At 63.1% G+C, this 18,292-nt stretch carries 20 protein-coding genes and 1 pseudogene; 9 read left to right on the forward strand and 12 right to left on the reverse strand.

From position 1 onward, the window contains the following. The 5 genes from GRI99_RS18555 to rfbA form a co-directional block, all read right to left on the reverse strand. Positions 1 to 461: hypothetical protein (locus GRI99_RS18555; RefSeq protein WP_202393135.1), on the reverse strand; the 461-nt coding region annotated here is incomplete at its 3' end. A gap of 567 nt (positions 462 to 1,028) precedes the next feature. Then, complete coding sequence (gene rfbB, locus GRI99_RS15790; RefSeq protein WP_160773027.1) at positions 1,029 to 2,084, reverse strand: dTDP-glucose 4,6-dehydratase; 1,056 nt, start codon at positions 2,082 to 2,084, stop codon at positions 1,029 to 1,031. Beyond that, positions 2,077 to 2,934, reverse strand: a complete 858-nt coding sequence (gene rfbD / locus GRI99_RS15795) for a dTDP-4-dehydrorhamnose reductase (protein ID WP_160773028.1) — start codon at positions 2,932 to 2,934, stop codon at positions 2,077 to 2,079. Before rfbD ends, rfbB begins: the two co-directional genes overlap by 8 nt. Beyond that, entirely contained in the window at positions 2,931 to 3,476 is a 546-nt protein-coding gene (gene rfbC, locus GRI99_RS15800) for a dTDP-4-dehydrorhamnose 3,5-epimerase (protein ID WP_160773029.1), read from the reverse strand. The genes rfbD and rfbC overlap by 4 nt, the downstream gene beginning before the upstream one ends. A gap of 11 nt (positions 3,477 to 3,487) precedes the next feature. Further along, positions 3,488 to 4,381 (reverse strand): glucose-1-phosphate thymidylyltransferase RfbA, encoded by an 894-nt coding sequence (rfbA, locus tag GRI99_RS15805; protein ID WP_237438397.1) that lies wholly within the window; start codon positions 4,379 to 4,381, stop codon positions 3,488 to 3,490. 227 nt (positions 4,382 to 4,608) lie between these two features. On the opposite strand from rfbA, the gene GRI99_RS15810 reads away from it, so the two are divergent. The 5 genes from GRI99_RS15810 (at position 4,609) to GRI99_RS15830 (ending at position 8,577) form a co-directional block, all read left to right on the forward strand. Further along, positions 4,609 to 5,208, forward strand: coding sequence for a class I SAM-dependent methyltransferase (locus GRI99_RS15810; RefSeq protein WP_160773031.1), 600 nt, complete (start codon positions 4,609 to 4,611; stop codon positions 5,206 to 5,208). A 57-nt stretch (positions 5,209 to 5,265) separates the two neighbouring features. After that, positions 5,266 to 7,191 carry an O-linked N-acetylglucosamine transferase, SPINDLY family protein gene (locus GRI99_RS15815; RefSeq protein WP_160773032.1) on the forward strand — a complete coding sequence of 642 codons (1,926 nt, stop codon included), beginning with the start codon at positions 5,266 to 5,268 and terminating at the stop codon, positions 7,189 to 7,191. A gap of 137 nt (positions 7,192 to 7,328) precedes the next feature. Beyond that, positions 7,329 to 7,691, forward strand: coding sequence for a hypothetical protein (locus GRI99_RS15820; RefSeq protein WP_237438398.1), 363 nt, complete (start codon positions 7,329 to 7,331; stop codon positions 7,689 to 7,691). Further along, positions 7,691 to 8,149 carry a cupin domain-containing protein gene (locus GRI99_RS15825; RefSeq protein WP_160773102.1) on the forward strand — a complete coding sequence of 153 codons (459 nt, stop codon included), beginning with the start codon at positions 7,691 to 7,693 and terminating at the stop codon, positions 8,147 to 8,149. The genes GRI99_RS15820 and GRI99_RS15825 overlap by 1 nt, the downstream gene beginning before the upstream one ends. Further along, entirely contained in the window at positions 8,146 to 8,577 is a 432-nt protein-coding gene (locus tag GRI99_RS15830) for a DoxX family protein (protein ID WP_160773034.1), read from the forward strand. The genes GRI99_RS15825 and GRI99_RS15830 overlap by 4 nt, the downstream gene beginning before the upstream one ends. On the opposite strand, the gene GRI99_RS15835 is transcribed toward GRI99_RS15830, so the two are convergent. Then, the gene (locus GRI99_RS15835) at positions 8,547 to 9,815 is read right to left on the reverse strand and encodes a gallate dioxygenase (protein ID WP_160773035.1); all 1,269 of its coding nucleotides are present in this window, start codon (positions 9,813 to 9,815) and stop codon (positions 8,547 to 8,549) included. The genes GRI99_RS15830 and GRI99_RS15835 overlap by 31 nt on opposite strands. Positions 9,816 to 9,930: 115 nt before the next feature. Here GRI99_RS15835 and GRI99_RS15840 point away from each other — a divergent pair, with 115 nt between their 5' ends. After that, entirely contained in the window at positions 9,931 to 11,793 is a 1,863-nt protein-coding gene (locus GRI99_RS15840) for an ABC-F family ATP-binding cassette domain-containing protein (protein WP_160773036.1), read from the forward strand. On the opposite strand, the gene GRI99_RS18990 is transcribed toward GRI99_RS15840, so the two are convergent. Continuing rightward, positions 11,790 to 13,262 carry a sulfotransferase gene (locus GRI99_RS18990; protein ID WP_160773037.1) on the reverse strand — a complete coding sequence of 491 codons (1,473 nt, stop codon included), beginning with the start codon at positions 13,260 to 13,262 and terminating at the stop codon, positions 11,790 to 11,792. The genes GRI99_RS15840 and GRI99_RS18990 overlap by 4 nt on opposite strands. A 352-nt stretch (positions 13,263 to 13,614) precedes the next feature. On the opposite strand from GRI99_RS18990, the gene GRI99_RS15850 reads away from it, so the two are divergent. Next, complete coding sequence (locus GRI99_RS15850) at positions 13,615 to 13,779, forward strand: hypothetical protein (protein ID WP_160773038.1); 165 nt, start codon at positions 13,615 to 13,617, stop codon at positions 13,777 to 13,779. Between the two features lie 30 nt (positions 13,780 to 13,809). Here GRI99_RS15850 and GRI99_RS15855 read toward each other — a convergent pair whose 3' ends face one another. After that, the gene (locus GRI99_RS15855; protein ID WP_160773039.1) at positions 13,810 to 15,072 is read right to left on the reverse strand and encodes a gallate dioxygenase; all 1,263 of its coding nucleotides are present in this window, start codon (positions 15,070 to 15,072) and stop codon (positions 13,810 to 13,812) included. A gap of 274 nt (positions 15,073 to 15,346) precedes the next feature. On the opposite strand from GRI99_RS15855, the pseudogene GRI99_RS19015 reads away from it, so the two are divergent. Together GRI99_RS19015 and GRI99_RS19020 are read left to right on the forward strand one after the other, a co-directional pair. Then, positions 15,347 to 15,829: pseudogene (locus GRI99_RS19015) on the forward strand (MipA/OmpV family protein); the annotation flags it as partial. After that, the gene (locus GRI99_RS19020; RefSeq protein ID WP_369126904.1) at positions 15,757 to 16,113 is read left to right on the forward strand and encodes a MipA/OmpV family protein; all 357 of its coding nucleotides are present in this window, start codon (positions 15,757 to 15,759) and stop codon (positions 16,111 to 16,113) included. The pseudogene GRI99_RS19015 and the gene GRI99_RS19020, both read left to right, overlap by 73 nt. A 7-nt stretch (positions 16,114 to 16,120) precedes the next feature. On the opposite strand, the gene GRI99_RS15865 is transcribed toward GRI99_RS19020, so the two are convergent. From GRI99_RS15865 to GRI99_RS15880, 4 genes are all read right to left on the reverse strand, one after another. Beyond that, positions 16,121 to 16,519 carry a DUF1398 domain-containing protein gene (locus GRI99_RS15865; RefSeq protein ID WP_160773041.1) on the reverse strand — a complete coding sequence of 133 codons (399 nt, stop codon included), beginning with the start codon at positions 16,517 to 16,519 and terminating at the stop codon, positions 16,121 to 16,123. Positions 16,520 to 16,547: 28 nt separating this feature from the next. Next, the gene (locus tag GRI99_RS15870; protein ID WP_160773042.1) at positions 16,548 to 17,012 is read right to left on the reverse strand and encodes a MarR family winged helix-turn-helix transcriptional regulator; all 465 of its coding nucleotides are present in this window, start codon (positions 17,010 to 17,012) and stop codon (positions 16,548 to 16,550) included. 310 nt (positions 17,013 to 17,322) lie between these two features. Continuing rightward, positions 17,323 to 17,574: an SWIB/MDM2 domain-containing protein gene (locus GRI99_RS15875; protein WP_160773043.1), complete on the reverse strand. Its 252-nt coding sequence runs from the start codon at positions 17,572 to 17,574 to the stop codon at positions 17,323 to 17,325. Positions 17,575 to 17,626: 52 nt separating this feature from the next. After that, on the reverse strand, positions 17,627 to 18,244 hold the full coding sequence (locus GRI99_RS15880) for a YbhB/YbcL family Raf kinase inhibitor-like protein (protein ID WP_202393136.1): 618 nt from the start codon (positions 18,242 to 18,244) through the stop codon (positions 17,627 to 17,629). Between the last annotated feature and the right edge of the window lie 48 nt (positions 18,245 to 18,292).

Here is an 18,292-nt window from a genome sequence, read left to right on the forward strand (position 1 = left end):
CCGGTCACGTCGCCGGTCACGTCGCCCGTCAGGTTGCCGGTCACGTCGCCCGTCACGTTGCCAGCCAGGTTACCGGTCACGTCGCCGGTCACGTCGCCCGTCAGGTTGCCGGTCACATCGCCCGTCACGTTGCCAGCCAGGTTACCGGTCACGTCGCCGGTCACGTCGCCCGTCAGGTTGCCGGTCACATCGCCCGTCACGTTGCCAGTGATGTTCGTGGCATTGACGTTGGTTGCATTCAGGTTAGCAACATTGTTAATGTTGCCGCCGGCTGTATTTAGGTTCCCGCCGCCGGTGTTGATGTTTCCGCCGGCTGTATTGAGGGTGCCGCCAGTGTTAGCGACGCCAGGCTGGACAGTCACGACATCGCCGCCAATAGTAACCTGCGCCATAGCAGAGCCGCTCAGCGATATTGCCGCAATGGCGGTGCCGGTGAGCCAGGCAATTTTCTTGCTATTCATGTTGGTCTCCATTCAAAACAGTTGGATCTAAAAAATCGTGCGACCTGAAGGGCAACGCAGAAAGGCCGGGAGAACCCAGCCAACCGGTCACCTCAAATTTCTGAAGGACAATACGCCCTGCCAAATCATGCATCCCCCAAGTTTGCACGTGCAAACAGCCCCGAACTGCTAGCTGCGGAATATGAACGCAGCGCGACAGCGCGTTAAGACTCATTACTGGTTGTAGACCACCGGAAGCCCCGCCAAGTCAACACCTCAAATGGGGGGGGTGGTGGAAATGAGCATGATTCCCGATACTTTTGTGGAGGCTAAGTAGAGGAACAGAGGTCGAGCTATGCCTCGATCAGCCCGAGAAGGTAGACGGGCGGGGTTAAGGGGGCACGGAATCGCGAATAAAATATACCCCGGAAATTGCCGACTTTCACGTCAAAGGCAGCACATCTCCAGTCCGGGCCTTCTATTAAAGTATATAAATCAAATATATACTTAAAGTTCGCTTCAGGCTTGCCGTGGCGCGATTGCAGATGATCTGCTTGTCAGCCCGTTCAGCAAAATGGCGCGGTAGCGTCAGCTGCGCCTTTCGACTTCTTGCCACCAGGCTTCATTATCAAGGAACCAACGCAAGGTGGCGACCAGCCCGGTGGCGAAATCATGTTGCGGTGCATAGCCCAGGTCTGATCGGGCCTTGCGCTCGTCAATCGCATAGCGCCGATCATGGCCGGCGCGGTCGGTTACAAAGGTCTTGAGTTCACTGGTGGCGCGCCCTTGTGCTGCCGGGGCCTGCGGGAAGCGGCGGGCGAGATCGGGGTCTTCAGCAAAGGTGCGGTCCACTTCGGCGCAGATGCGGTCGATCACCGCCATGTTGGGCAGTTCTTCGCCGCCGCCGATGTTGTAGGTTTCGCCCGGTTGGCCGTGCTGCAGGCAGGCATCGATCCCGCGGCAATGGTCTTCCACGTGCAGCCAGTCGCGCACGTTCATCCCGTCGCCGTAGATCGGCAGGGCACGGCCGTTGAGCGCGTTGAGAAGGAATAGCGGGATCAGCTTTTCGGGGTACTGGTACGGCCCGTAGTTGTTCGAGCAGTTGGTGGTGGTCACCTCCAGCCCGAAGGTGTGGTGATAGGCGCGCACCAGGTGATCGGATGCCGCCTTTGAAGCCGAATAGGGTGAGTTGGGCGCATATGGCGTTACCTCGCTGAAGGCCGAGTCGTGCGGACCGAGCGAGCCGTAGACCTCATCAGTCGAAATATGGTGGAAGCGGTGCGGCACGCCCGACCCGTCCAGCCACACCGCGCGGGCGGCTTTCAGCAGGCTGTTGGTGCCCAGGATATTAGTGTCGATAAACGCATCGGGACCGCTGATTGATCGGTCCACATGGCTCTCGGCGGCGAAGTGAACGATGGTGGAAAGGCTCCGCTCGCGAAGCAGGCTTTCCACCAGCGCGGTGTCGCGGATGTCGCCAACCACCAGCTCGGCCTGGGTAATGCCGGCAATGGTAGCTGGATTTCCAGCGTAAGTCAGGCTGTCGAGCACCACGATCCGGTCAGCCGGATGGTGCTGCGCCCAGTAGTGGACGAAGTTGCCGCCGATAAATCCGGCGCCGCCCGTAACCAGCAAGTCAGCCAAGCGCCTTTTCCTCCAGCAGCATACGGCGCAGGTTGGTACGCCAGTGAGTGTACCCATCCCCAAGTAGGCCACGCGTGGCGCTGCAATCGAGCAGCGAAAAAGCCGGGCGCTGGGCAGGTGTGGGATAGTCCGCAGTCTTGATCGGAATAACGGGCACGGCCTTGTCCAGCAAGCCGCAGGCCAGCGCTTCTTCCTGAATCGCCACGGCAAAATCGTACCACGAGGCGACACCCGCATCACTGTGATGCCACAAACCCGTGCCTCCCCGCGCGACCAGCTTCCAGATCGTGGCCGCAAGCCCTGGCGCCCAGGTGGGGGCGCCAATCTGGTCGGAGACAACCGACAGCCGGTCCCGCTCGGCCATCAGCCGCAGCATGTTGCGCACGAAATTCTCTCCGCCGGCGGAGTGAACCCAAGCCGAACGCACGATCAGTGCGTCAGGACCTGCGGCATCCTCGCCCGCCGCCTTGGTCCGGCCATAGACCGACAGCGGATTGCGCGAGTCGTGAGGCCGGTAGGCGCGAGCGGCTCGGCCATCAAACACGAAGTCCGTGGAGATGTGGACCATGCGGCCGGCGGTTCCAGCCAGACCTGCCGCCATAGCGGTCACGGCTCCGGCGTTGATCGCCTGCGCCAGCGCTTCCTCGCTCTCCGCTTTGTCGACGGCTGTGTAAGCGGCGGCATTGATCAGCAGGTCCGGGCTTTCGGCACGCACCCTGGCTTCCACGGCGGCGGCATCAGCGAGGTCGAGGTCTGCCCTGCCGATCGCCAGCACCCGGGCATTGGCTGGCGCGCTGGCTTGCAGGGCGCGGCCCAACTGGCCCTCTGCTCCAGTGATAAGTACCTTCACGCGAAGGCTTCCACTTGGGCCAACGTCAAGCCTGCCTTGTCCTTGGCGGACAAGGCAGGCACGATCCCGTCAAGTGGCCACTCAATACCCACTTCGGGATCGTCCCAGGCCAGCGTATGCTCGTTAGCCGGAGAATAAGGATAAGTACATTTGTAGAGGAAATCGGTATCGTTCTCCAGCGTGACGAAGCCGTGGGCGAACCCTTCGGGCACCCAGAACATCCGGTGGTTGGTCGCGCTCAGCTCAACCCCGTACCACTGGCCGAAGGTGGGCGATGAGCGTCGCAGGTCAACGGCCACGTCCCACACCACGCCGCGCACTACCCGCACCAATTTGCCCTGCGGTCCCGGATTCTGGAAATGCAGCCCGCGCAGCACCCCCTTTTGCGAACGGCTGTGGTTGTCCTGCACGAAATCGAGATGAAGCCCGGCGGCGGCAAAGGTGGCCCTGTTCCAGCTCTCGGTAAAGAAGCCGCGCTCATCACCGAACACGCGCGGTTCGATGATGAGCAGGCCGGGGATTGGGCATTCAATGATATGCACGGTTCCTGCCCCTATTGGTGGAGCAGTTGCAGCAAGTATTCGCCGTAACCCGACTTGCGCAGTGGCTCGGCCACGGCGAGCAAGCCCTCGTCGTCTATAAAGCCTTGGCGCCAGGCTATTTCTTCCGGGCAGCAGATCTTCTGGCCCTGCCGCTCCTCGGTAATGCGGACAAATTGTGCGGCATCGATCAGCGATCCGTGGGTGCCGGTATCCAGCCAGGCAAATCCCCGGCCCATGATTTCAACGTGCAGGTGACCTTCGTCGAGATACAACCTGTTCAAATCAGTAATTTCGAGCTCTCCGCGTGCGGAGGGCTCCAGGTCCCGCGCCCTGTCCACAACCGTGCTGTCGTAGAAATACAATCCCGTTAAAGCGTAATGCGTCTTGGGCTGGGCGGGCTTCTCCTCGATCGAGCATGCGCGGCCCTCACCATCGAATTCGACGACGCCGTAATCCTGGGGGTTCCCCACGCGATAGGCGAACACGCTGGCCCCATCGACGCGCTCATCGGCGTTGCGCAGCAATTGCGGCAGGCCGTGGCCGTAGAAGATGTTGTCACCCAGCACCAGGGCACTGGGCTGGCCGGCAATGTAGTCCGCGCCGATGTGGAATGCCTGGGCCAGCCCCTCAGGCTTGGGCTGCACGGCATAATCGATCGCCAAGCCCCATTCCCGCCCATCACCCAGGACGCGACGGAACTGCTCGCTGTCTTCGGGCGTAGTGATGATCAGGATCTCGCGGATCCCGGCCAGCATCAGCGTGCTGATAGGGTAGTAAATCATTGGCTTGTCGAACACCGGCATGAGCTGCTTGGAGACACCGCGCGTCAGCGGAAAGAGCCGTGTGCCCGAGCCTCCCGCCAGCACCACCCCTTTGCGCCCCTTAGCCCGATCAGCAGCCTTCAAGCCGATTGCGCAATAATCCTGCATTCATACCTTCCAAAAAACTCAGACACAACACACTAGTGCGTCGGAAAACACGCTTCGCTGGCTGAGCGGTCTAACGCAAGAAGTGTGGATTACAACTCATACAAAGGGAAACTGGGCACCCAAACAAGCTATGTTCCAAGTCGGTGGTCACCGCCGTACACATGTCTTCCGTCGCGCCGTAGCATCTGATACGGGCTCTTCGCATGAAAACGTTTCTTCATGTAGGCTGCGGGCCGGCGCGCAAAGATCTAACGACAAGGGGATTCGCAAGACCCGAATGGAGCGAGGTCCGGCTGGACATCGACCCCGCTGTTGAACCCGACGTTTTGGGTACAATGACTGACATGTCGTGCGTTGCTGACGCCAGCATGGATGCAGTCTTTTCAAGCCACAATATCGAGCACCTCTATCCGCATGAGACCCCTCTCGCACTCGGTGAGTTCATTCGTGTGCTCAAAAGTGACGGCTTTGCTGTCATAACTTGCCCAGATCTCCAATCAGTTTGTGCCTTGGTCGCAGCAGACAAATTGATGGAGCCCGCATATTTGTCTCCTGCGGGACCAATTTCACCGATCGACATTCTGTACGGGCACCGCCCTGCAATGGCACGCGGAAACCTGTTTATGGCGCATAGAAGTGGTTACACGAAGAGAGATCTGGCAGCAGCATTGCTGCGTGCAGGCTTTGCTACCGTTACAGCTCGAGCCCGGCCTGAAAGCTTCGATCTCTGGGCCCTTGCGACAAAATCACCCAGAAGTGAAAATGAGATGAGAGATTTGGCAAGTGCCCATTTCCCTTTGTGACTCAATTGCAGAAATTTTGCTGGCTTTGCATGTTCATTCAAGGGGTTGCCAATCTCGATGAGCACAGATGACGAGAATCATGATCTGGACATCAACAGTCTTTATAAAAAGGCCTGCCATCTGAAAGAAAGTGGTTCTTGCGATGACGCAAAGGTTCTTTTCGAGACGGTTTTGCTACGCAAGCCAGATTGCTGGGAAGCATATTTTCACATCGGATGTATCCTTTTTGGCGAGAATGATTTCCAGGAAGCGGCACGAAGCTTCAAGAAATCGATTGCGATAAATCGTTTTTTCTATTTCTCTTACGCCAACTTAGGCTTATGCTTTGCGCGACTTAATCGGCACACCGATGCTATCGCGATGTACTGCGCCGCCATTGCAATTCAGCCCGAGAGTTATTCTGCATATTTTAATCTGGCGCTCACGTATTCGGAGATGGGCAAGACAGAAGAGGCCATTTCGACCCTAAAACGTGCGATCATGATTGATTCGGGGGCGGCCGAAGCAATGTTCAACCTTGCGAATGTCCTTGTGTCAGCTGGACGCCTGGAAGAAGCTATCGTAAATTATCGTCAGGCATTAACTCTGAAGCCAGATCTTCCTGGTGGTTATGGTCAACTGATCCATGCTAAGATGCTTATTTGCGATTGGTCAGATTTTCAAGAAATCAAACATTCGATTTTTGAGGGCCTTGAAAACGGCAATTCGACCTGTGCTCCTTTTGTAGCACTGTCTCTAACTGATTCAATTCATTTGCAACGGGCGGCTTCAAGTGCGTGGGCGCACCGGAATTATCCAGTGACGGCCCCCGCCCAACCCAAAAGAGAGCCTAGCAAGGATGGCCGCATCCGCGTTGGCTACTATTCGATGGATTACCGGGACCACCCGGTCTCGACCCTTGTGTCAGGCCTAATCGAGGCACATGATAGGGCAAAGTTTGAGATCTTTGCCTTTTCTTACGGCAGTCAGACAGGCGGTCCAATGCGCCAGCGGATGGAAAACGCTTTTGACCATTTCCTGGACGTAAAGGACATGTCAGACTGGGAAATTCAGGCGAAGTCTCGTGAGTTGGGAATCGATATTGCGGTTGATCTGGCCGGCTACACTACGAGATCGAGACCTGGCATCATGGCCCTGAGGCCTGCACCAATACAGGTAAGCTTCTTGGGCTTTGTTGGGCCTCAAGGCGTCGACTACATTGACTATCTGATTTCGGATCCTGTAATCGTACCAGAAGAATTTAGAGAACTATATTCGGAGAAAATTGTTTACCTGCCCTGTTTTCAACCGAATGATGGTAGCAGGGTTATTTCAGACCGCACCTTCGACAGGATCGAATTCGGTCTATCTGACAAGGATTTTGTATTTTGTTGCTTTAATCACAGCTATAAATTCTCTCCAGATGTATTCTCCGCATGGATGGAAATTCTGCACTCATGCCCACAAGGAAAGTTGCTGCTTCTGGCAAGCAATTCCGCCACAGAAGCAAACTTACGGCGCGAAGCGGCCGCACGTGGGGTACACCCAGATCGCCTGGTGTTTGCTGGGCGTGTCCCACCAGCCGATTACCTGGCGCGCTTTCGCATGGCCGATCTGTTTCTAGATACCCTACCTTACAATTCAGGCACCACCGCCAGCGATGCGCTCTGGGCGGGATTACCTGTGCTGACATGCGCCGGTGAGGCCTATGCAAGTCGTATGGCGGCAAGCCTGCTGACTGCAATTGGCGCATCTGAACTTATTACGGAGAATCTAGAAGACTACACAAAGAAAGCCATAATGCTTTCACAAAATATGTCCGAAATTGCGCGTTTAAGATCTAAAATCGAGAATTCGCGAAAATTAAGAGGGGTTTATGACATCAAATTCTTCACGACGGGGCTAGAAGAGGCATACCAAAAAATGTGGAGCCTTAAGGCCAATTCGCGCAATCCTGAGCACATTTCCATTATTCGAAATCGCAAGGGGCCGAAGAAGCGCTGATTACCATTAACACCTTCCTGATGCTGAGCGAGCACTTTGGAATGGTCCATGAGGACAGCAATTTGGATTGGTGAAAGTCGATGATTAGCAAGCTTTGCTTCACGCGCAGTAAGCGCTCAATATCCTGTCTGTTGTCGGTGATGCTTTCCTTGGGGGCGCCGATACACGTTCATGCCGAAGGCTTCGTCAACAGCCGCGCCGGGTGGGCATCGCTGACGCCGGAGGCGCGCGCCGCCTATGTCCAGGGCCTCAATGACAGCCTGAACTATTTCTTTGCCGACGATACGCTGATCGAGGCGCTGGCCAAACGCGGGCGCACCCGCTGCCTGATCGAGCAGGGGGCCACCGCCGCCGGTCTCGCCGCCCAGATCACCGCCGCCTATGACGAGCCGCAGTATTTCAACTCGGCCCCCGTGGCGGTCTATATCCTCAAGATCGGCGAGCTGTGCCGCCCATACATCAACCGCGAGCGGCAGGAATACGGGCTGGCCCCGCAGTGATTGCTGCCGGATCGGGATCGGGTGCAAAGGGGCTGATCGCCGCGCTGGGGCTGGAACCGCACCGCGAAGGCGGCTGGTACCGCGAGTTGTGGCGCGGCGCGCCGGGCGCGGACGGGCGGGCCGTGGCCACCTCGATCCATTTCCTGCTGCAGGCGGATGAACGCTCGCACTGGCACCGCGTCGATGCGGCGGAGATCTGGCTGTGGCACGCGGGCGATCCGCTGGTGTTGCGCGAGGCAGCGGACGAGGCCGGACCGGCCGGCCAGGTGGTGCTTGGCCCGGACCATGCGGCAGGCCAGGCCTTGCAGCACACCATCGCCCCGCACCACTGGCAGGCGGCGGAACCCGCAGCCGGCGGCACGCACGGCTATACGCTGGTGTCCTGCGTGGTTGCCCCGGGGTTCGACTTTGCCGGCTTCACCCTGGCGGCAGAGGGCTGGGAGCCGGGCCAGCCTTGATCCGTGCGGGCCTGCGGTGGCTACTGGGCCTGTTTTACCTGGCGGCGGGCTGGTTCCACCTGACCACGCCTGCCCCGTTCCTGGCCATCATGCCCGGCTGGGTGCCGTGGCCGCTGGAGGTGGTTTACTGGACCGGCCTTGCCGAGGTGGCCGGCGCACTGGCCCTGCTGCAACCCTTCGGTCCGCTATTGAGGAAGGCCGGCGGCGCGGGCCTGGCGGCCTATGCCCTGGCCGTGTGGCCGGCCAACTTCAACCACCTGCTGATCGATCTGGCCCGGCCCGATGGCGGCTGGGGGCTGGCCTATCACCTGCCCCGCCTGGCCGCCCAGCCGCTGCTGGTATGGGCCGCCTTGTGGACGGGCGGAGTGACCGGCTGGCCATTCCGCCCGCCCCCGGCTCATTCGGCTGGTTCTGCCTCCACCGAGTAATTGATCGCGGCGTTGCGCGTCTTCTGGAAGTCCGGCACGGACATGCCCTTCATCGCCGCATAGACATCGATGTTGCCCAGCCCCACCACCGGGGCCAGCTTCTCCAGGTTGAAGAAGATCACGCCGTAATGGATCATCCCGATCCAGTTCAGGTCGCGGATCAGGGTCTTTTCTTCCTCGGTTAGCGCGTATTCGTCGGCCAGCGCCTCGAAATCGGTCTTGAAGCGGGCGCGGAAGTCCGGCTTCACGATCGAGTGCAGGAAATTGTTGATCCGCCACGCCTTTGCGCTGCGGGTAATGGTGAAGGGATAGGTTCCCTCCAGCCCCAGCGCGGGGGCCACGTCGGCATAGATCCGTTCGCCATAGGCGGCAGGCGTTTCGGGTGAGGGGTCTTCCTCGGCATCCTCGAACACCATGCTGGCGATGGAGGTCATGCTGGGCAGGAAGAAGCTGCGGTGCAGTTCCTTCACCCTGGGGGCCAGGGCACCGCGCATCAGCATCCACATGACGATTTCGGCCCCTTCCATGCCGCCCAGCCTGACCAGTTCGCCCACCGGGATATCGATCAGGCTTTCCGGGTCGTTCGCCAGCCGGTCCATGAACTCGTGATCCCAGGCCACGTTGTTGAACCCGCAGCGCTCGCCATGCACCTGGTGGCTGAGGCCGCCGGTGCCGGCGATGGCCACCTTGATATCGGCCGGATAGTTCTGGATCGCCCGGCGCAAGGACCGGCCGAAGTTCCAGAACCGCCGCGCGCGCGGGATCGGCAGTTCCAGCACGCCGCATTGCAGCGGCACGATGCGGCACGGCCAGCCGGCTTCCTCGCTGTGCGGCAGCAGGACGCTGAGCGGGCTGAACGCCCCGTGGTCCAGCCCCATGCCCTGCCAGTAGCTGAGGTCGAAATCATCCGCCACCATGCCGAAGGCGATGTGCTGGGCCAAATCGGGATCGCCCTTGATCGGCGGCACCTTGCGCGGGCCGCCGCCTTCGTCGGCCGCGGCATATTCCTCGCCGATGCCGATGGCGAAGTGGCTGTAGTGCTGCATCCAGAAGCTGGTCATGTGATCGTTGTAGACATAAACGATCACGTCGGGCTTCACCTCGGCCAGCCAGTCCTTCACCGGCTGGAACCCGTCGAAGATGGGCTTCCACACCGGATCGTCCTGCTTGCCGGCATCCTGCGCGAAGGCGATGGTGGGGGTGTGCGATACGGCGAACCCGCCGACGATCTGGGCCATGTGAGACTCTCCCTGCTGTGCTGCCCGCGCTAGGGCAGGATGGCAAAACGCTCCTTGCGGCAGGTCAAACTCCGGTGGCTGGCATTTCGCGGGCGGCGCTGGTAGGGGCGCGCCCATGCTTACGATCAGGGATCTCACCGTCCGCCTTGGCGGCCGCACCATTCTGGACGGTGCCAGCGCTTCGCTGCCGCCGGGCAGCCGCGTGGGCCTGATCGGGCGCAACGGCGCGGGCAAGTCCACCCTGATGAAGGCGCTGATCGGCGAGATCGAGCCCGATGGCGGCGATATCAGCAAGCCGCAGCGCGCACGCCTGGGCTACATCGCGCAGGAAGCACCCGATGGCGCGATCACCCCGCTGGAAGCCGTGCTGGCGGCGGACGTGGAGCGGCTGGACCTGCTGGCCCGCGCCGAGGACTGCGCCGATCCCGAACAACTGGGCGACATCTACGACCGGCTGCTGGCGATCGATGCCTACACCGCCCCCACCCGCGCCGCCGTGATCCTGACCGGCCTTGGCTTCGACGAAGAGATGCAGGCCCGCCCCTTGAGCAGCTTCTCCGGCGGCTGGAAGATGCGCGTGGCGCTGGGATCGCTGCTGTTCAGCCAGCCCGAGATCCTGCTGCTGGACGAGCCGAGCAACCACCTGGATCTGGAAGCCACGCTGTGGCTGGAGAACTTCCTCAAGTCCTACCCCGCCACCCTGCTGGTGATCAGCCACGAGCGTGACCTGCTGAACAACGTGGTCGACCATATCCTGCATCTGCAGGGCGGCAAGCTGACGCTGTACGCCGGCGGCTACGACAGCTTCGAGCGGCAGCGGGCCGAGCGCGCCACCCAGCTTGCCGCCGCCAAGGCCGCGCAGGATGCCCAGCGCGCCCGGTTGCAGGACTATGTGGCGCGCAATTCCGCCCGCGCCTCCACCGCCAAGCAGGCGCAGAGCCGCGCCAAGATGCTGGACAAGATGCAGCCGATCACCGCGCTGATCGAGGATCCCAGCCTCAGCTTCGATTTCCCCGATCCGGCCGAACTGCGCCCGCCGCTGATCACGCTGGACATGGCCAGCGTAGGCTATGCCGACAAGCCGATCCTGAAGCGGCTGATGCTGCGGATCGACCCGGATGACCGGATCGCCCTGCTGGGCCGCAACGGCAACGGCAAGACCACGCTCGCCCGCCTGCTGGCCGCGCAACTGGCGTCGATGGACGGTTCGATGGCCGCCAGCGGGCAGATGAAGGTGGGCTATTTCACCCAGTACCAGGTGGAAGAGCTGGCCGGCGGCGATACCCCGCTGGAACACATGACGCGGGTGATGAAGGATCGCACCCCCGGCGCGGTGCGCGCCCAGCTTGGCCGCTTCGGCTTCTCCGGCCCGCGCGCCACGCAGGCGGTGGAAAAGCTGTCCGGCGGCGAGCGGGCCCGGCTGGCCCTGGCGCTGATCACCTATGAAGCGCCGCACCTGCTGATCCTGGACGAGCCGACCAACCACCTGGATGTCGATACCCGCGAGGCGCTGGTTCAGGCATTGAACGCCTATACCGGCGCGGTCATCCTGATCAGCCACGACCGGCACATGGTGGAACTGACCGCCGACCGGCTGGTGCTGGTCGATAACGGCACGGCGCGCGATTACGACGGCAGCATGGAGGACTACATCGACTTCGTGCTGGGCCGTAACCAGCCGAAGGATGCCAGCGGCAGCAAGGGCGCGAGGAAGGGCGGCAAGGCCGCTGTTGCGGAGCGTGACGAGGCGCGCCAGTTGCGCAGCAACGTCACCGCAGCGGAAAGCGCGATGGCGAAACTCCAGCAAGATTGCGCCGCGCTGGATGCCGCCCTGGCCGATCCCGCCAGCGCCACGGGCTGGATGGCCCGCATGAGCGCGGCCGAACTCGCCAAGCGTCGCGCCAGGGTGGCCGCGCAACTGGAAAGCGCCGAGGCCGAGTGGCTGGCCGCCAGCGAGGAACTGGAAGCTCTGGGCTAGCCCAAAGCGCGCACCAGCGGCTGCAGAAACTGCCGGTACGGGCCGGCCGAGCCAACCCCCGCGCGGTTGATCGGCTGGCGCACCTGAGCCGCGCTGGCCGTGGTGACGGCCCGCTGCGCCTGGTGCGGGGTGAAGACCTGCGGCTCCACCGCCAGCCCGCAATGGGTCAGCAGGCGGGGTATCCAGGCTTGCGGGTCGGTCACCAGTTCCTCGTAGGGGAGCACCAGCAGCCGTTCGCCCAGCAGGTCCTGCCAGCGGGCCAGCAGCTCCATCTCGTGGCGGAACTGCCAGCCGATATCGGCAAGCTCGTAGGTCCACGGCAGGCTCTGCGGAAAGAAGGTGCGGAACGCCGACCAGCCGCAATCGAGCGGGTTGCGCAGCACCCACACCACCGGCGCGTGCGGCGCCACCGTTGCGGCCAGGCCAAGGAAGCGGCTGGTGTTGAGCGACTTGTCGACCACCAGCCCGGCCCCGGGGAAGCGCTGGGCCAGCAGGTGGTCCCACAGGTCGGCCAGCGCCGGCATATCGGCCCGGGCCAGCGCAGCGGCATCGGGGCCGCGCACCTCCTGCGCGACCAGGGGCAGCAGGCTCAGCTCCGCGCCGCCGGCCACCTGGCTATGGCTGGTCAGGATCTGCTCGACCAGCGTGGTGCCCGATCGCGGCAGCCCGGTGACGAACAGCGTGCGGTTGGCCCTTTCGCCCGCCCGCCGGCCCGCTGCCGCCAGGCTTGCACGGCTGTGGCCTGCCAGCGCCAGCGCTCCGTGGCGCCGGTCCGCCGCGCGGTCGAACGGCTCCACCCGCCGCATGATCGCAGCCCCTTCGCTGAAGGCGGCAAAGGCGCGCGCATGATCGTGGCGAGCGTGGAACAGGTTGCCCACGGCATAGAGCCAGGCCGCGCGCAGCACGGGGGCCGCCCGTTGCGCATGCGCTTCGGCGGCCAGCATCTGCCGGGCCAGCGCATCATCCCGGGCCAGGTCGCTGACCATGCCCAGCGACAGCCAGGCAAAGCCGTTGCCCGGCTCCAGCCGCACCGCCTTGGCCAGGTCTGTGCGGGCACTATCGGCCAGGCCGAGGTGCAGGGCGCTGGTGCCCAGGCCAAAGGCATGGGCCGCGGGCGTGGGCACGGTGCGCGGGACGCCGGCCATCACCGCCCGCGCCTCCGCCAGGCGACCGGACTGCTCCAGCACCGCCGCCTTGAGGCACAGCGCCAGCGGCGCGCCGTTCTCGTGGGCGATGTGCAGGTCGGCAATCGCGACCGCCAGGTCCAGCTCGCCCGTGGCCACGGCCACCTGCGCCAGGTGCTGCCACTGCGGGCCCAGAGGAGCCCCGATCCGCACCAGTTCGCGCATGATCGCCACCTGGCGCGCGCGATCGGCCCGCGCGATGGCGGGCGACAGCTGCTGCAGCAGGGCAAGGGCATTGGCGAGGCCGCGCTGCCCGGTGGCAGGCGGCCCGGGAGAGGGAGGCACCAGGTCTCTCGTTTCGGTTTGATCGCCGGAAAACCTTGGCAGCGGGCGGTAAGGTTGCAACCCCCTGAAGTGTCGCGATTTGTAATCCGCCGCCCCGGACACAAATCTGTGACAGTTGTCGCAAATTGTATTGAACGGACACTGTCAACAAGTCATAGTCGGAAGCGGGAGATCGGGACCTGCCTCGCATGTGACGGCGCGGGCCCGGCCAAGTGGGGAGGCTTGGGGTCGTCAAATGCCGGCAGGGTCGCGGCGCAGTGCGCCATTGCAACTTCGTTCTCAGGGATTGGCCGCCGTGCCGGCCCACCGTGCAGGCAGCGGACTGTCCGCCTTTGCGGCCTTTCCGACAGACATGGCAGCGAAAATTCGCAAGCCCGGCCACTGGCGCGAGCGGGACCTGCGCCGCGCTCTGCTGGTGGCGCGGCAGGCTGGCCTGGGCAACTACCGGGTGGACATCGCCCCCGACGGCACGATCAGCATCATGGTGATCGAGGGCAAGGCGGGCGCGCGCCGCTAGGCTCCCTCGGCGCGCGCGCCGCCGCCTGTCCTACTTTTCCTTGCCGGCCACGCCGTAGTTGATCGCCGCGTTGCGGGTCTTCTGGAACTCGGGCACGGTCATGCCCTTCATGCTGGCGTAGATGTCGATGTTGCCGATGCCGGTGACGGCGCCCAGCTTTTCCAGCATGAAGAAGATCACCCCGTGGTGGATCATGCCGATCCAGTCGCGGCGGCGCACAAGGTCGGCCTCTTCCTCGGTCAGGCCGGCCTGCATGTAGGCGGCTTCCTCGTCCTCGCGGAACAGCTTGCGGACCGCGGGATCGGTCAGCGAGTGGAGGAAGTGGTTGAGGCGGAAGCCCTTGACGCTGCGTTCGATGGTGAAGGGATAGGTGCCTTCCATCTCCTCGGCTCCGACATACTGGTGATCGGCGCGGGCGCGGGTCACTTGCGGATCTTCCACCGGCGCATCGGGGGTGCGCTCCTCCAGGATCATCGTGGCGATCGGGCACATGGAGGGCAGGAAATAGGTCTTGTGGGTGCATTCCACGTCAGCCGACAGCGCGCCGCGCATCATCAGCCACATGACCACCTCGGCCCCTTCCCAGCCGCCCAGCTTGGCCAGCTCGGCCACGGTCATGTCGAGCAGGCTTTCCGGGTCCTTCTCCAGCCGCTCCATGAACTCGGCATCCCAGGCCGGGTTGTTGAACCCGCAGCCTTCGCCGTGGACCTGGTGGCTGAGGCCGCCGGTGCCGGCAATCGCCACCTTGATGTCTTCCGGGTAGCTCAGGATCGCCTGCCGCAGGCTCTTACCGAATTTGTAGAACCGGCGCGCGGAGGGCAGCGGCACGGTCAGCACGCCGCAGACCACCGGCAGCAGCTTGCAGGCCCAGCCGTCCGCTTCGTTGTAATCGACCATCACCGACAGCGGAGAAAAGGCCCCGTGGTCCAGCCCCTTGCCCTGGAAGTAGGACAGGTCGAATTCATTGGCGACCATCACGCGGGCCACGTGTTCGGCAAACTTCGGATCGCCCTTGATCGCCGGAATATCGCGCGGGCCGCCGCCTTCGTCCGCCGCCTTGAACTCTTCCCCCACGCCCAGTGCAAAGTGGCTGTAGTGGTCGAAGAACGAGGTCATGTGATCGTTGTAGATATAGACCAGGACGTCCGGCTTTTTCTCGCGGAACCACGCCTGCACCGGCTCATAGCCTTCGAAGATCGGCTGCCACACGGGATCGTTCTGCTTGCCGCCATCCTTGGCGAACGCGATGGTGGGGGTGTGCGACGTGGCGACGCCGCCAACGATGGTAGCCATGTGATCCCTTGTCCTCTCGTGCGGCGGGCGGCGCGCCCGCGCGCTCCTGCCGATATGGTGGCGCGGGTTTTGCCAGCCAAGGCGGGGCTGGGCAAGGCGCAATTCCGCATGGATGAAGTTTTCACATGGGCGAAACGACGGGCGCGGGAACCTTGGGCCAAGGTCCGGCTTACCGTTGCAGCAACCGGATGTGAAAATGTCCATGATGAAACCCCTGCATGCCCTCCTCGCCACGGCCGCCGGCCTCGCCGCCGCGCCCGCCTCCACCCCCGCCATGGCCCAGGGCGGCCCGCCGCCAGCGGGCGATACCGTAACCGTGGGCCTTGGGGTGGGCGTCACCACCGATTATGACGGGGCTGACGAATACAAGCTGATCCCCGGCGGGGTGCTGCAGGGCACCGTGGGCGGGCACGACTTCCGCCTCAACGGCCTGCAACTGTTCGTCGACGCCATTCCCAACGACCCTGCCCGCACGGTGGAGCTGGAGCTTGGCCCCGTGGCCGGCCTGCGCTTCAACCGCAGCGGCGGCGTGAAAGACCCGCAGGTGGCCGCGCTGGGCAAGCTGGACGAGGCGGTGGAACTGGGCCTCGCCGGATCGGTGGGTCTGCGCGGCGTGGGCAGCCGCACCGGCACGCTGTCATTGGGCACCAGCATGGTGTGGGACGTTGCCGGCGCGCATGGCGCATGGCGGCTGAACCCTTCGCTGGGCTATTCCACGGTTGTCGGTCGCCGCACCTTCGTGCGCGCCGCGCTGAGTGCCACCTTCGCGCCCGATGCCATGCCGACTATTACTTCGGCGTCAGCCCGACAGGCGCGCTGGCCAGCGGCCTGGCCCCGTTCGACCCCGACGGCGGGCTGGAGAGCCTTGGCGCGAACGTGCTGGCCACCCACTCGCTGTCCGGCGGGCGCAAGGGGTGGTCGGTATTCGGCATCGCCAGCTTCAGCCGGTTGCAGGGGGACTTTGCGCGCAGCCCCATCGTGCGGGATGCGGGATCGGCGGATCAGGTGTTTGGTTCGGTGGGGGTAGGGTATACTTTTTGAGGGGGGCTCAGCCGAAATGCTCTATGTGGCAATCACCCGTGCGCCCGAAATAGAGCACCCGCGCCCCGCTGAATGACGCGATATAGCCCGCGCATCCTGCCATCTTTACCCGGGTGCTGAAGGCCGGGAAGCTGTAGGCCGGATCGCCCGATTGCGCCCATTCGATAGCACGCCTGATCTCTTCCTGGTCGAAGGTGGCGACCACTTCGCCCGGATAGGCATCCAGCGGCATGGTCAGCGCCTCTCCCGACGGCAAGTAGAAGGTTTGTGAGGCAGCGCGGTAATCGACAAGGTAGCCTTCGAACTCTGCTGCCCTCAGCCTGCCGATGATCTGCGGGAAGGCCATCGAGCCATCGTGGGCGGCAGCGAGGCACGTGGCGGCGGTGTGTTTCTGGGAGGGTGTCATTGGAGGCTTCCGGTTGGCGATTGCAGGATCAGTCAACCGCCACGCCGGTAAGCGCGTGGTGGGTAATCAGCGCCTGTGCCAGCTTACGCAGGGTAGCGTTTTCAACGGGGGAAAGGGCGGCGAAGAACTCGCTGTCGTTGGTGTCGGCAATGGCGGCGAGATTCGGGACCAGTGCCCGGCCCGGCTCCGTGAGTTCCAGCATCTGCGCTCGTCCATCGTCCGGGTGGGCCCTGCTGGCCAGCAGGCCCTTGCCTGTCAGCCGCAGGGCCAGCTTGCTGATTGCCCCGCGGGTCATGCCCATCCGCGCCGCGAGCGCAGCCGGAGCGATCCCCGGCACGTCATACAGCACGCGGAGCAGCGCCCATTCGGCCACGGTCACTCCCTCCGATGTCAGCTTGCGTGCAAAAGCGTGCGAGACGGCATTGGAAACGGTGCGCAGCAGGTAGCCAAGATGGCCATCAAGTGGGGCGGGGTCGGGGGCCTGGCTCTTCATGTTGACTAGGAAGCTAATACAGATTTGTTTCCTTGTCAACATAATGAGCAGAAAGTGCTGTCCTACAAACCCTTCGTTCTGCCAGCACCAAATGCAGCTCTTTGCCCTGTCCAGCCCCTCTTTCCCACACGCCCCGCGCGGTCGCACCGGCGCGGCGGCCGTTCGTGCAACCGCGCGCCTTTGGGTCTTGTACAAGCCCCCGCCCCGGTATGTATTTCATCAACTAACCCTGCCCGCCCAAAAGAAACGGGCGGGAAGCCATCGCCTCCCGCCCGCTCGTAAAGTCCTGCCCCGAAAGGCGAAAGACGACTTAGCTCAGGTGCTTCGACACCGCGGCGGTCATCTTGAACATGCTGATCTGGTCCTTGCCGATCACGGCGCCCAGCTTGGCGTCCGGGTTGATCTGGCGCTTGTCCTTGGTGTCCTGCAGGCCGTTGGCCTTGATGTATTCCCACACCTTGCTGGTCACTTCGGCGCGGGTCATCGGGCCCTTGCCGACCACGGCTTCGAGATCGCCCGACACGGTAACCGGCTTGTTCAGCGCGTTGTTCTTGGCAGCCATTTCCACTTCCTTCCCTTACAAAAAATCGCCGGGCAGCTTACTGACAAAAAGGTCAGTCCGCATCCTCGGCTTCCCAGTTTTCCCAATCCTCGTCGGCCTCCTCGCGGGCATAAGTGCCCGTCAGGATGGCCACGGCGGATACGTGGCCAGTCATGGCCTTTACCAGATCCTCGCGGGATGCGCCGGGCATCAGGGCCAGCGGCTGGTCCAGCGCGAAGAGCTGGAATACGTAATCGTGCGGCTCGTCCCCCTGCGGCGGGGCGGGCAGCAGCCATTCGGAATTGCCATGGGCGTTCTTGCCCACGCGCGGCGGCACCTCGCCCTCCAGCAGCTTGCCGCGCTGGGCGGCCAGGCCCCAGACCAGCCAGTGGCAGGCCACCTTGCCCGGAGCGTCGGGATCTTCCACCACCAGCACCAGTTCCTGCGAACCGGCGGGCGGCGCGGTCCATTCCAGCGGCGGTGCAACCGAGTCTTCCTCGTCCGCGGTGAAGCTGGGATCCAGTTCCTCGCCGTGGAGGAAGGCGGCGCTGGTCAGCTCGAACCCGCCGGCGCCCACCATCTCGGCCGTCACCGCCCCGGCGTTGGCCAGCGTGGCAACCACCAGCCCGGCGTGCCCGGGACCGGGGTTGAGCAGCACGCCCTGCAGCCACTGGGGCACGGTCTGGGCCATGTGAACTCCACCATGCAGCCTGCAAAATGGCTGCCATTGACGACTCCC

Origin of the sequence: Alteraurantiacibacter buctensis (assembly GCF_009827655.1) — a bacterium.
Lineage (GTDB): Bacteria > Pseudomonadota > Alphaproteobacteria > Sphingomonadales > Sphingomonadaceae > Alteraurantiacibacter > Alteraurantiacibacter buctensis.

Coding starts and splice junctions, on each gene's coding strand:
- GRI99_RS15810 (WP_160773031.1), top strand. CDS start 4,609: ATGAAAACGTTTCTTCATGTAGGCTGCGGGCCGGCGCGCAAAGATCTA.
- GRI99_RS15815 (WP_160773032.1), top strand. CDS start 5,266: ATGAGCACAGATGACGAGAATCATGATCTGGACATCAACAGTCTTTAT.
- GRI99_RS15835 (WP_160773035.1), bottom strand. CDS start 9,815: ATGGCCCAGATCGTCGGCGGGTTCGCCGTATCGCACACCCCCACCATC.
- GRI99_RS15840 (WP_160773036.1), top strand. CDS start 9,931: ATGCTTACGATCAGGGATCTCACCGTCCGCCTTGGCGGCCGCACCATT.
- GRI99_RS15850 (WP_160773038.1), top strand. CDS start 13,615: ATGGCAGCGAAAATTCGCAAGCCCGGCCACTGGCGCGAGCGGGACCTG.
- GRI99_RS15855 (WP_160773039.1), bottom strand. CDS start 15,072: ATGGCTACCATCGTTGGCGGCGTCGCCACGTCGCACACCCCCACCATC.
- GRI99_RS19020 (WP_369126904.1), top strand. CDS start 15,757: ATGGCGGCTGAACCCTTCGCTGGGCTATTCCACGGTTGTCGGTCGCCG.
- GRI99_RS15865 (WP_160773041.1), bottom strand. CDS start 16,519: ATGACACCCTCCCAGAAACACACCGCCGCCACGTGCCTCGCTGCCGCC.
- GRI99_RS15870 (WP_160773042.1), bottom strand. CDS start 17,012: ATGAAGAGCCAGGCCCCCGACCCCGCCCCACTTGATGGCCATCTTGGC.
- GRI99_RS15875 (WP_160773043.1), bottom strand. CDS start 17,574: ATGGCTGCCAAGAACAACGCGCTGAACAAGCCGGTTACCGTGTCGGGC.
- GRI99_RS15880 (WP_202393136.1), bottom strand. CDS start 18,244: ATGGCCCAGACCGTGCCCCAGTGGCTGCAGGGCGTGCTGCTCAACCCC.